This is a genomic window from Niabella agricola (genome assembly GCF_021538615.1).
Classification (GTDB): Bacteria; Bacteroidota; Bacteroidia; order Chitinophagales; family Chitinophagaceae; genus Niabella; species Niabella agricola.
In genome coordinates this window covers 1,182,280-1,195,297 of sequence record NZ_JAJHIZ010000002.1, presented here as the reverse complement: position 1 = coordinate 1,195,297, position 13,018 = coordinate 1,182,280, and the positions used below count along the sequence as shown (strand labels likewise).

Annotated in this window: 7 protein-coding genes; 6 read left to right on the top strand and 1 reads right to left on the bottom strand. The window is 48.3% G+C overall.

Annotated elements, in window-relative coordinates; all coding sequences use genetic code 11:
• The first annotated feature begins 54 nt into the window (after positions 1–54).
• The 3 genes from LL912_RS05280 (at position 55) to galB (ending at position 6,658) form a co-directional block, all read left to right on the top strand.
• Positions 55–1,761, top strand: a complete 1,707-nt coding sequence (locus LL912_RS05280) for a family 43 glycosylhydrolase (protein ID WP_235552516.1) — start codon at positions 55–57, stop codon at positions 1,759–1,761.
• 173 nt (positions 1,762–1,934) lie between these two features.
• Positions 1,935–4,037, top strand: coding sequence for a family 20 glycosylhydrolase (locus LL912_RS05275; RefSeq protein ID WP_235552515.1), 2,103 nt, complete (start codon positions 1,935–1,937; stop codon positions 4,035–4,037).
• 92 nt (positions 4,038–4,129) lie between these two features.
• The gene (gene galB / locus LL912_RS05270) at positions 4,130–6,658 is read left to right on the top strand and encodes a beta-galactosidase GalB (RefSeq protein ID WP_235552514.1); all 2,529 of its coding nucleotides are present in this window, start codon (positions 4,130–4,132) and stop codon (positions 6,656–6,658) included.
• A gap of 164 nt (positions 6,659–6,822) precedes the next feature.
• On the opposite strand, the gene LL912_RS05265 is transcribed toward galB, so the two are convergent.
• On the bottom strand, positions 6,823–7,320 hold the full coding sequence (locus tag LL912_RS05265) for a hypothetical protein (protein ID WP_235552513.1): 498 nt from the start codon (positions 7,318–7,320) through the stop codon (positions 6,823–6,825).
• Between the two features lie 394 nt (positions 7,321–7,714).
• Here LL912_RS05265 and LL912_RS05260 point away from each other — a divergent pair, with 394 nt between their 5' ends.
• From LL912_RS05260 to LL912_RS05250, 3 genes are all read left to right on the top strand, one after another.
• A complete protein-coding gene (locus LL912_RS05260; protein WP_235552512.1) occupies positions 7,715–8,299 on the top strand; it encodes an RNA polymerase sigma-70 factor in 585 nt (194 codons plus the stop codon).
• 64 nt (positions 8,300–8,363) lie between these two features.
• Positions 8,364–9,422, top strand: a complete 1,059-nt coding sequence (locus LL912_RS05255) for a FecR family protein (protein ID WP_235552511.1) — start codon at positions 8,364–8,366, stop codon at positions 9,420–9,422.
• Between the two features lie 133 nt (positions 9,423–9,555).
• Positions 9,556–13,008, top strand: a complete 3,453-nt coding sequence (locus LL912_RS05250) for a SusC/RagA family TonB-linked outer membrane protein (protein ID WP_235552510.1) — start codon at positions 9,556–9,558, stop codon at positions 13,006–13,008.
• Positions 13,009–13,018 lie beyond the last annotated feature (10 nt).

Genomic DNA, 13,018 nt, shown 5'->3' with positions numbered 1-13,018 from the left:
GCGCTATGTCCTCCCGCTCCCAAGCCCCTCAATAACTCCGCATGCTCAAAGAAAATGAACAAACGAATAACCATATTCTTCTTTAGTTGCCTATTCAATTTAACAGTCCTAGGCCAGCAAACCAATACCTGGTGCAACCCGCTTAACCTCAACTATCGCTTTAGCTACGATGGGCTGGGCTACCGGGAAGCGGCAGATCCCGTGATCCATTTGTACAAAGGTGTCTATTTTCTTTATGCCTCCAAATCCGGCGGGTACTGGTTTTCGGATGATCTGCTGCACTGGAAATTCAGACCATCAGCAATATTACCAACAGAAGATTATGCGCCCACGGTAGAAACCATTCAGGATACCGTTTTTTTTATGGCATCCCAGGGCGCAAGGAACATCTATTTCAGTACCGATCCGCTTCAGGATAACTGGCAGGTATACCGGAAGCAATTTCCCCTGGGCGTTACCGATCCGGCACTCTTTAAAGATGATGATGGCCGTGTTTATTTTTACTATGGCTGCTCCAACGTGAATCCCATCATGGGCGTGGAGCTGGATCCGGCGCGGCGGTTTGATACCATAGGTATTCCCCGGGTGCTCATTAAACATCATATTGTCGAAAACGGATGGGAGGAACACGGCGAGGCCAATAACAACGGTAAAAACGGATGGAACGAAGGTGCCTGGATGAATAAATACAACGGACGGTACTACCTGCAATATGCGGCCCCTGGTACAGAGTTTAAGGTATATGGAGACGGCGTATATGTTTCCGAGAAACCTCTGGGGCCTTTCACCTATATGCCCAACAGTCCCTTCTCCTACAAACCGGGGGGCTTTATAAACGGGGCCGGGCATGGCAGCACGTTTAAAGACAAATATGGTAACTACTGGCATGTGGCCACCATGACCATCTCTGTGCGGCATATGTTTGAACGGCGGATCGGATTATTTCCTGCATTCTTTGATAAAGACGGGCAATTGCATGGTAATACCGCATTTGGTGATTATCCTATGCGGATGCCACACCGGAAGATGGACTTTGAAAAAGAAAGCCTGTTTGCCGGATGGATGCTGCTTTCTTATAATAAGCCGGTGAAAGCATCCTCCTCTTTGACCGGGCATGCTGCTGAGCTGGCCGTAAACGAAACGGTACGCGATTGGTGGAGTGCCGCAACCGGTAAGGCCGGGGAATGGTTACAGGTTGATCTGCAAAAGGAGTGTACGGTCAATGCATTGCAGGTAAGCTTTGCCGACCAGGACGCCGGTCTGAAAGCATCTGTTACATTTACTCCCTATCAGTTTGTGATTGAATTTTCGGCCGATGGTAAACACTGGAAACCGTTGGTAGATAAATCCGGGAACAAGGTTGATGTAACCCATGATTATATCGTGTTGCCAAAGGCAGTAAATGCCCGCTACCTGCGTATCATCAATCATAGCGTGCCGGCGGGCAAATTTTCCCTGTCGGGGTTCCGGGTATTTGGAAAAGGAAATGGCGCACGTCCCCCGGTGGTTAGCGCCGTTGCCGTAAACCGCGATGCAGCAGACAGCAGGCGGGCGCAGCTGAACTGGAAAGCCGCCGCCGGGGCAACGGGTTACCAGGTATACTTTGGAACCGATCCGCATAAACTGTTTCATTCGGTAATGATATACGGAACGGACAGCCTGGAGCTTCCGGGGCTAAATAAAGGTGTTCCCTATTATTTCCGGGTAGATGCCTTCAATGAGAATGGCATTACCCCCGGCAGGCAAACCACCGCCTATTAAAAAAAACGGGGCCCGGAACAATCGTTTGCATAACAGGCATGCTTACGGGGCATACAGGCCGGGATCCTTTTTTTTGATCTGCATGAACTATTTTAGATGCCAGGGTAAGCCCCGATTATGATAGGCCGTTGAATAGAAAAATTTTTGAACAAGCTCAATTAAATCAGCATAGAATGAAGAAAATGAAAAAACTTCGGATACTGTACTGCCTGGTAGCTGCTGTAGTGGCCGGAATTCCGGAATGGATACAGGCACAAACCAACCCGGCACCTTTTATCATTCCGGCATTACGGGAATGGCAGGGCGCAACCGGATCTTTTGAATGGAAACCGGCAACCCGTTTGGTTGTAGATCCGCGCTATAGTAAAGAACTGTTGCCGGTGGCGCGGTTACTGGCGGAAGACCTGGCGATTATAACACCCGGAACCACAACGTTGATAAAAACAGGGCAGGCGCAAAAAGGAACGGTGTTCTTTAGCCTGGATGCAACCGGAGCCTCGTTGCCTCCGGAGGGCTATAGCCTGCAGATCGATGATCAGATTGCCATTAAGGCAAAGGATGTAACCGGTGCCATATGGGCTACACGCACCTTGCTTCAGTTATTGGAGCAGGCACCGCAACAAAAGCGATTACCAAAAGGCACTGCGCGCGACTATCCTAACTATGAAGTGCGGGGATTTGTACTGGATGTGGGGCGCAAATTTTTCACGCTTGATTTTTTAAAGCACTATGTAAAATTTATGTCGTACTACAAGATGAATGATTTTCACATTCATCTCAATGATAACGGCTTTAAACAGTTCTTTGGTGATGACTGGGACAGTACCTATTCGGCCTTCCGCTTGCAGAATGACACCTATCCTAACCTCACAGCAAAGGACGGAAGCTATACAAAAAAAGAATTTATTGAATTGCAGCAAATGGCACAGCGGTATGGGGTGAACATCATACCCGAAATCGATGTGCCGGCGCATTCCCTGGCTTTTAGCAAGGCTGTACCCGGTGTGGGCAGTAAACAGTATGGTATGGATCACCTGGACCTGGACAATCCGCTTACCTATACGGTGATCGATAACGTATTCCGGGAATACCTGAAGGGTCCCAACCCGGTCTTTATCGGGAAGGAAGTGCATATCGGTACCGACGAGTATGCTAAAAAGGACGCGGAAAAGTTCCGGAAATTTACCGATCACTATATCCGTTTCGTAGAAGGATTTGGGAAAAAAGTACGGATGTGGGGATCGCTGACCCATGCGCAGGGTACCACGCCGGTAAAAGCAGATGGCGTTACGATGAACCTTTGGTACAATGGCTATGCAGAACCTAAAGATATGTTTGCCCTGGGCTATAAAGGCATCAGTACGCCGGATGGATGGCTGTATATAGTTCCTGCTGCGGGTTACTACTACGATTACCTGAATGTAAAAAAACTGTATGAAGAATGGACGCCCAACCGGATCGGTAAAGAAACGTTTGAAGAAAATTATCCCCTGTTAAGAGGAGGTGCTTTTGCAGTTTGGAATGATCATGTGGGCAATGGGATCACCGAAAAAGACGTCCATCACCGCGTGTTTCCGGCCATGCAGGTCTTATCGCAAAAAATGTGGGGTGGCAGCGCAAAGCCGATGGAATATGCCGCTTTTTCAACGCAGGCCAAAGAGATCGGCGAAGGCCCGGGGTTGAATATGCTGGGCCGTATTCATTCAAAAGATTCATTGGTACTGGCAATGGATGGCCACGGTCATTTTACCGCACCGGGTAAAACAGCGCGAACAAATGCCGCATTCGATCAACATGAAAAATCGATCCGTTTAAAAGGAGGAACAAGTTTTATAACAACACCGTTTCCGGGGATCGGGTATGGCTATACGGTTAGCTTTTCGATAAAACCGGAACAGGGGAATGCTCCGGACGCGGTATTGTTTGGCTCCGGAGATGCCATGGTTACCATCAACCAGCAGGGCACCGGTAAACTGGGTTTTACAAGAGAAGGATATCATTACAGCTTTGATTATTCGGTTCCTGCTAATGAATGGACAAAGATCGTTATTAAAGGCAACCATAAAGGAACATCGCTTTTTGTAAATGGTGTACTGAAAGAAAAACTGGAAGGCGTCAAAAAAACCTTTCCCAATGGTAAGCAAACAGCCAGGGTACAAACGCTCTTTTTCCCCTTGCAGTGGATCGGCGACAGAAAAAATGCCGCCAAAGCACAGCTCAGGGATTTAAAAGTATTTAATGTAGAATTTCCGGATGATATGATAAGAGGGTTGTAGTCAGAAACGAACCATTTGTCTTTAAAGGCGCTCGGTTCCCCGGGAATAATACAATCCTGTTCAGAAATACTTATAACAACAATATAAAAAAAATGCGATTTATTTCAGGCTTTCGATGGATACTGGCCGCTATGGCCACCTTGTTAATGGCCGACAGCAGTAAGGCACAATCGTCCTTTACCCGCCTGGGAAATGCCGGAACCGAATCCTTTGATGAAGGATGGTTGTTTAAACGGTACGGATTGCAGTCCGACGGATCGAGGCTGGAGGAACCACAGCAGGCAGAAGCCACAACGTTTAATGACCAGGACTGGCAGCGGCTGTCCCTGCCGCACGATTGGGCCATTACAGGACCCTTCCGTATCGATCTGGCCGGCGAAACGGGAAAGTTACCCTGGAAAGGCATTGGCTGGTACCGCAAACATTTTAAGATCCCGGCCACAGATGCCGGCAAAAAGATATTCGTGGATTTTGACGGGGCCATGGCCTATGCGGAGATCTGGCTCAACGGGCATTACGTTGGTACCTGGCCTTACGGATATACTTCGTTTCGGATGGACCTCACACCCTATATCCTGTTGGGAAAAGAAAATATACTGGCGGTAAAATTGAATACGGAAAAATGGGATTCGCGCTGGTATCCCGGTGCTGGCATTTACCGCCATGTGTGGCTTGTTAAAACCGGACCGGTGCATGTGGATCATTGGGGCACCTATATCACTACGCCGGAAGTTACCCCACAGACAGCGGTTGTAAAAATGGCGGTAACCGTATCAAACGAAACGGGAAAATCTGTGAAGGCACTGCTGCAGACCGATATTTATGAGGCCGGTGCTGGAAACACACTCAAAAAGAAAGTAGCTACGGTTCAAAATAAAAACATCGAGCTGGCAGGAGCCGGTAGCAAAATGAATGTTGCGGTTACCATCCCTAATCCCCGGATCTGGAGTATTGAAACACCCAGCCGCTATGTTGCCGTAACTACAGTGCTCGTTAATGGCAGGAAAACGGATACCTATTACAGTACTTTCGGGATCAGAACGATCGAATTTACGGCGCGGAACGGATTTTTATTAAACGGGAAACGTGTAGCCATCCAGGGTGTATGCAACCATCATGATCTGGGCGCTTTAGGAGCTGCGATGAATACAAGCGCATTAAGACGCCAGCTGGTATTGCTGAAAGAAATGGGAGCGAATGCCATCCGTACTTCGCATAACCCGCCGGCACCCGAACTCCTGGCATTGGCGGATGAAATGGGCTTCCTGGTTTGGGATGAAGCTTTTGATGCCTGGAAACACGGGAAGAAAAAGAACGACTATAACAAATTATATGATGATTGGCATGAGAAAGACCTGGTGGCCCTGGTGCACCGGGACCGGAACCATCCTTCGGTAGTGATCTGGAGTATCGGGAATGAAGTGATGGATCAGCGGGATGTAGCCATGACAAAAGAGCTGGCGGGGATCATGCGCCGGGAAGACCCGACACGGCCGGTTTCAAATGGCTATAACGACCCTGATGGAGGAAGATCATCCGGTGCTGTTCAGGGATTGGATCTGATGGGGGTGAACTATTTTTTTGAACAACAGGCAAAATGGGATGCCGATCCGCGTTATGCAAACATGCCTACCATGGGCAGTGAAACCTCGAGCTGTGTAAGCTCCCGGGGTGAATATTTTTTTGGAACAAACCGCCGGAACTGTCAGATCAGTTCCTACGACCTCGATCATCCGGGCTGGGGTTGTACGCCGGATGAACAATTCCGCACTAACGCGAAGTTCCCGCACCTGCTAGGCGAATTTGTATGGACGGGATTTGATTACCTGGGTGAACCCACCCCGTACGGATCGGATGAAACCAATTTGCTGAACTTCAGGAATGATCCTTCCAAACGTGCGGAGCTGGAAAAAGCACTGGAGGAGCTGCAGCGGAATAAACCACCTTCCCGTAGCAGTTATTTTGGAATCATCGACCTGGCAGGCTTTCCCAAAGACCGATTTTACCTTTATCAATCGCACTGGCGCCCCAATCATCCGATGGCACATATCCTTCCGCACTGGAACTGGCAGGAGCGGATAGATTCTCTGGTGCCGGTATATGTATATACCTCAGGAGATGAAGCCGAATTATTCCTGAATGGCAAAAGCCTGGGCCGCAAAAAGAAACAGGCCGGAAAGGATTTTCGCCTGGTGTGGGACCAGGTGCGGTACAAACCTGGGGCATTAAAGGTTGTTGTATATAAAAACGGGAAATACTGGGCAACGGATGCGGTACAAACGACCGGTGATGCTGTAAAACTTTCACTGAGCAATCATGTAAAAAAGATCACCGGCAACGACCTGGCCTTTATCACGGTACGTGTGGAAGACGCAGATAACCACATGGTACCCCGTTCGCATCCGAAGATCCGGTTCCGCATAGAAGGCCCCGGTGAGATCGTGGCCACCGATAATGGTGATGCCACCAGCTTCGAATCCTTTCAAAGTACAGAGAAAAGTGCTTATAACGGAATGGTACTGGTAATTGTAAAAGCAAAGAAAGGAGCGAAGGGTTCCATAAGAATAAAAGCAGAAGCAGACGGATTAACAGCGGGACAGGCATCGGTTCTTATTGATTGAGTATCGATAGCAAACGATAGATGGCAGATAGGTGATCGGGTACCGTCATCCATCCCGGTTAGAATGATCGCTGTTATCCTGGCCATAGTGGAGGGATCCTTGCGAAATCCTCTATAACAGGACCGTTGCTCTGGGGCTCTTTTTGAAAGCTACGGAGCATTTTGTCAGGGTCGCAGCCATTGCACCATAACCGGATAGGCAGGCCGGTTAAGCGTTTCAGCCATTCGTGGCTCGGCAGTCATTCCTGCATACTGCAGCATGGGTACACCAAACCATTGCCCTGCTGCAAACTGGTCCGCTATTTGCTTCCCGCCGTGCTGGTATCCTTCATCATGAAATACAAAATAGGGGTCAATATCCAGGTACCTGCAGGCTGCATAAGACCAGGCAATGGCCATCATCTCTTCGGCGGCCCGCTCGGGCCGGTTGGCAATGTTCGAACCGCAAACGGTTGCGCGTTCTGCTGCAGGAATAACCGCAATATGTCCTGCTTCATGCAAAACATCCCCGGGATATTTCAGCTGCGCCCTGTCAATTACGATACCTCCGTCACAAATGAGTATACCGGGCAGAAACGTTGCTTCTTCAATACTCCGCTCCGCAACGGGAATACCAATGGACCGGATAAAGGCCAGACAACATTCAAAAGCATTAAGGTTCATATACCGGCGAAGTTCGTACTTTCTTCTCTTAAAGACAACCGGCCGGGAATCAAACCCGGGTTGCCCGCCGGCCATGCTTTGCATACCGGCCGCGGCCGGCAGATCAAAATAGCATCAGGAATGATCAAGATATCATGCGTCGGGTGGTGCCGGATAAAATAGTTTTGCCGCGGAAGATTTTGGAAAAACGTTGCCGCCCGGTTTCGCAATAATCAGGCGGAAGGGTGCGGCCCGGACTTTTTTTGATTGCTTCGTTGTAATTCCCGGACCGCAGGGATAAAAATAATAAATAAATTATAACAGCTTTGGGGGGATGAGGTGATAAAAACTGTCTTAATGACTAAATACTTGCCATGCGGAATGCTTAAAGCAAAACGATTGAACGACCGACAAGATGACTACAGAGGAAATTAAGGCCCTTACAGAATTGATTGCAGAACGGAATGATCATTCCGCTTTTGATCAGCTATTCCGGCATTACCTGCCCGGACTGGTATCGTTTGCAAATTCAGTGATCAACGACCGGCACCAATCGGAGGAAGTAGTAAGTGATGTTTTTGTAAAGATCTGGGAGAACCGGAAAACACTTACCGCGATACGAAACTTTTCACATTACATTTATATCGCTACACGGCACCAGGCATTGAACTATATTAAGAGCCGGAAGGGGACCGGCTTTGAAGAGTTGGGGGAGTCCGGCTTCCTGTCGTTTAAAACACCTGAGAAAAGCATGATCGCGAAAGAGAACCTTCAAAAAATTGCCGGTGCAATCAATGAACTGCCTTCCCGTTGCCGCCTGATTTTCCGCCTGATCAAAGAAGACGGATTAAAATACCAGGATGTAGCCACCTTACTGGGCTTATCAATAAAGACCGTCGAGAACCAGATGACCATCGCTATGAAACGGATCGTAGATATACTGGAGGAGTCATTGCCGGAATATGCGATATACTATGCGCAAAAAAAAGTTCAAAAATAATTCCCGTAGTCTTGGGGGGATGCCGGCGAAAATATTGTCTGTATAGTCGAATAACCGTTAGTGCATGACAGCAAACAGATTGATCGAGCTATTGGCAAGAAAGAAGTCAGGGGAACTGTCATTGCCCGAACTAAAGGAATTAAGAACACTCCTGGCGCAGCACCCGGAGGATGCGTTGCTGGCGTCATTGGTAGATGATCTTTTCCGTCAGCGGCTGGATTATGAAAACGGCTACGCAGTTCCGGAAGTGGATGCGTTATTACAACGCCTTCATCGGAAACAGGCCGTTCAGGAGGCGCTTCCGGAACGGTCGTCAAAATTATTCCGGTTAAACAGGATGGCGGTAGCAGCTGCCTGCCTGTTGCTTGTAGCCGGAACGGGGTTATACCTGTTCTATGCATCCGGTAATCGGTCTCTGAAACAAAACGTGGTAGCAACCAAGAAGGGATCAAAGTCGTATATCCTCCTCCCGGATGGTACGCAGGTGTGGCTGAATGCCGAGAGCCGTGTAGCTTATAAAGACGATTACGGGAAAAAGAACCGCGAAATATCGCTTACCGGTGAAGCTTATTTTGATGTGATAAAAGATAAAGAGCGTCCGTTTATCATTCACACAGAAACCATCGATGTAAAAGTACTAGGTACCACCTTTAATGTACGGGCTTATAAGAATGACGGCCATACGGAAACAACCCTGATCCGGGGATCGGTTGAGATCAGTATGCGGAAGGATCCCGCGCGGAAGTTTTTATTAAAGCCTTTTGAAAAGATCTCCATCGACAATTCCGGAGCCTTGCAAAACAAGGGGACGGCTGATAAGGAGGCGGGGTTCCTGTACGCACTGAAAAAAATAAAGCCGGTTGCAGATAGTTCCGGTGCTGCAGAAACACAATGGGTGCAGAACCGGCTGGTTTTTGATAAACAACGGCTGGACGACATCGCCCGTGAGTTGTCCCGGTGGTTTGACGTGGAAATATTCATAACGGATAATAAACTCAGGAACACAGAATACAGCGGGGCCGTGGAAGAAGCAGCCAGCCTGGGACAGGTTCTGGAATCCCTGAAGTTGACCGGTGCATTTCATTATACCATTCATAATAAAACTGTAACGATTTCTCCTTGACATAATAAAAAGAATACGGCCATATGATGATCAGCAATTAAAAAAAGCGGGAAATGTTTGCAGCACTTCCCGCGGGATTTTCAGAAATAAACCGCTTCCCCAGCGAATTATAACATTAAATCATTACAAAAATATGAAATTAATTTTTCGTGTTTTAGGAAAACTAAAACATCGAACCCTTATTAAGTCATTCCTTTTAATGAAGCTTTCCATTTTAATGATCCTGTTAACGGGATTCCAGTGTATTGCAGCAAAAAGCAGCGGACAGGAAAAAGTGAGTTTGAACCTCCGGGACATGCCGATTGAGCAGGCGCTTAAAGTTATTGAACGGCAGACAAACTATAGCTTTTTTTATAAAAACGAGTCCTTGTCGGGGCTTCGGGTAAAGGTAGTGGTAAAGGATGCCACGGTTGATCAGGCATTGGAGGAACTGTTGCAGGGCACCGGTCTTCGCTATCAGAAAACGGGAAACCGGATGGTGACCATTTTCCGGGCACCCGGCCGGCAGCAGGCTTTTTCATGGGTACTGAACGGGAAGGTTATAAACGTACAGAGTGCTCCTATTGCAGGAGCTTCGGTTGCGATTAAGGGTACCCAGCGTGGTGCTTCTACCGGAAATGCAGGAGAATTTATGATTGAGATAGATTCGGAACAGGACTCCCTGGTGGTTACGGCCGTGGGCTATAAAACCAAGACCCTGGCTGCCGGTACAGAACGCAACATGGTGATCGTACTGGAGGAAGATCTTGAAAAACAAAAAATGGATGAGGTGGTCATTACTGCCTTCGGACAAAAGCAACGAAAGGAAGCGGTAGTAGGTTCCGTTACAACGGTTGACCCGTCTACATTGCGGGTGCCGTCCAGCAATCTTACTACAGCACTGGCGGGTCGTATCGCGGGGGTAATTGCCTACCAGCGGAGTGGAGAGCCGGGTGCAGATGATGCGCAGTTTTTTGTGCGGGGTGTAACCACGTTTGGAACCGGGAAGGCGAATCCCCTGATCTTAATTGACGGGGTAGAGATGGAAACCGGCGATCTCTCCCGTTTAACAGTGGATGATATTGCCAGCTTCTCTGTAATGAAAGACGCAAATGCAACGGCGCTCTATGGGGCAAGAGGTGCCAATGGTGTTATTTTGGTAACTACCAAGGAAGGAAAGCAGGGCGCGGCCCAGGTTAAATTCAGGGCCGAGGGTTCTTCATCTTCCCCAACGGAAAATGTGCGTTTTGCAGATCCGGTAACCTTTATGAAATTACAGAATGAAGCAGTACGTACCCGGGTACAGGGCACCCGTCTTCCTTATGACGAAAGCAAGATCTATTATACTGCACAGGGAACAGATCCTGTAAGATACCCCGCTATAGACTGGCAAAAGATGCTGCTGGATAAGGTTACCTATAACCAGCGCTACAACCTCAACGTAAGTGGGGGTGGAAAAGTGGCCCGATACTATATCGCCGCCGCCTATACCCGGGATAACGGGATCATTAAGATGGATAAGCGGCAGAACTTTAATAATAATATCCAGGTCAACCGGTATTCTTTACGATCCAATGTGAATGTAAATTTAACCTCCACCACGGAAGCTGTTGTGCGGCTGAGCGGTACATTTGATAATTACCAGGGACCGCTGGACGGTGGCACGGGTCTGTACAATAAAGCCGTACTGGCCAACCCGGTATATTTCCTGCCTTACTATGAACCCGACTCCGCAAACATTTATACCAAACATATCCTCTTTGGAAATACCGCCGCCGGGAACTACCTGAACCCCTATGCGGATATGGTAAAAGGGTACCGGACAGACGACCGCTCGTCCATGTACATCCAGTTCGGGTTGAACCAGAACCTGAATTTTATTACCAAAGGGCTGTCTGCAAGGGCGATGTACAATATCAACCGGTTTGCAGACCTGGAAGTAAAGCGCCAGTATATACCGTTTACCTATGCATTGGCGCCAGTGGCAGAAATAGGTGCGGGAAGAAACGGTTACCGGCTAATGCCGCTCAATCCGAATACCGGCACCGATTATCTGGATTATGTGCCTTCACCCAGGACGATGAATAATTCGGTGTATTTTGAAGCCGCCGTAAACTATGATACACGTTTTGGCAACAATTCCGTTTCCGGTATGCTGCTGTTCAATGTGCGGGAAAATAAGAACGGCTCCTATGACGATCTGCAAAGTTCGCTCCCGCAGCGGAACGCAGGCCTTGCCGGGAGGCTTACTTATGGCTATGATAACCGGTATTTTGTAGAGACCAATTTTGGGTATAACGGGTCTGAACGGTTTTCGCAGGAAGAACGCTGGGGGCTATTTCCATCCGTTGGTGCGGGCTGGGTAGTATCCAATGAAAAATTCTGGGAACCGATGAAGGATATCGTTTCCAAATTAAAGCTCAAAGGTACTTATGGTTTAGTAGGTAATGATGCCATTGGTGATATTAAGGACCGCTTCTACTATCTCTCCAATGTAAATATGAACGACGGTGGCAGAGGGTTTTCGTTTGGGGAGAACTTTGGTTATAGCAGATCAGGGATCTCTATTTCCCGCTATTCGGATCCGTTGATTACCTGGGAGGTAAGCCAGAAGAGTAATTACGGCGTGGAACTGACCCTGCTCCGAAACATCAATATCCAGGCTGATTATTTTGTTGAAAAAAGGAGTAAGATCTTACAGCTGCGGGCAGATATTCCCACTACCATGGGCCTGCAGGCCAGCCCCAAGGCCAATATTGGCAAAGCAAACGGGAAGGGCATTGATGTTTCTTTAGACTATACTCAAAATTTTTCGCAGGAGCTTTGGGCGGTTGTACGCGGAAACTTTACCTATGCTTCCAGCAAATTTGAGCTGTATGAAGAGCCGGATTACGCGGCCACGCCCTGGCGGTTTCATAAAGGGCAAAAAATTTCACAGCGTTGGGGTTATATCGCGGAGCGCTACTTTTTAGATGATGAAGAAGTAGCCAACTCGCCGGTGCAAACCTTTGGTGAATATAAAGCCGGCGATATCAAATACAAGGATATTAATAACGATGGCCGGGTCGATGAAAATGATATGGTACCCATCGGGTATCCTACTACGCCGGAGATCATCTACGGGTTTGGTCTTTCAATCGGCTACAAAAAATTTGATTTCAACTGTTTTTTCCAGGGCTCCGCACTATCGTCCTTCTGGATCGATCCGGCCGCTGTAGCGCCTTTTGGAACCGACAAGGATATTGCCGGTGTGCAAAACCGTGCCGTGCTGCAGGCCATTGCAGACAGCTATTGGTCGGAGGATACCCGGGATATCTTTGCCTTCTGGCCGCGGCTGTCTGCCACCAATATTGATAATAACACTGTTTCCAGCACCTGGTGGATGCGCAACGGCGCGTTCCTGCGTATGAAAACCGCCGAGATCGGGTATACCATGTCCAGGTCACTATTGAGAAAGATCGGTTTTAAAGGCGCCCGCATCTATGCCTCGGGTAATAACTTATTCCAGATCCGGAACTTTAAGCTGTGGGATCCCGAGCAGGCGGGCAATGCGTTTAACTATCCCGTTCAGCGTGTAGTAAACCTGGGAATCAATCTTGAACTTTAACGGTGAAATC

Bases quoted from the DNA above. Each gene is read 5' to 3' on its own strand.
- LL912_RS05280 (WP_235552516.1), top strand. From the start codon at position 55: ATGAACAAACGAATAACCATATTCTTCTTTAGTTGCCTATTCAATTTA.
- LL912_RS05275 (WP_235552515.1), top strand. From the start codon at position 1,935: ATGAAGAAAATGAAAAAACTTCGGATACTGTACTGCCTGGTAGCTGCT.
- galB (WP_235552514.1), top strand. From the start codon at position 4,130: ATGCGATTTATTTCAGGCTTTCGATGGATACTGGCCGCTATGGCCACC.
- LL912_RS05265 (WP_235552513.1), bottom strand. From the start codon at position 7,320: ATGAACCTTAATGCTTTTGAATGTTGTCTGGCCTTTATCCGGTCCATT.
- LL912_RS05260 (WP_235552512.1), top strand. From the start codon at position 7,715: ATGACTACAGAGGAAATTAAGGCCCTTACAGAATTGATTGCAGAACGG.
- LL912_RS05255 (WP_235552511.1), top strand. From the start codon at position 8,364: ATGACAGCAAACAGATTGATCGAGCTATTGGCAAGAAAGAAGTCAGGG.
- LL912_RS05250 (WP_235552510.1), top strand. From the start codon at position 9,556: ATGAAATTAATTTTTCGTGTTTTAGGAAAACTAAAACATCGAACCCTT.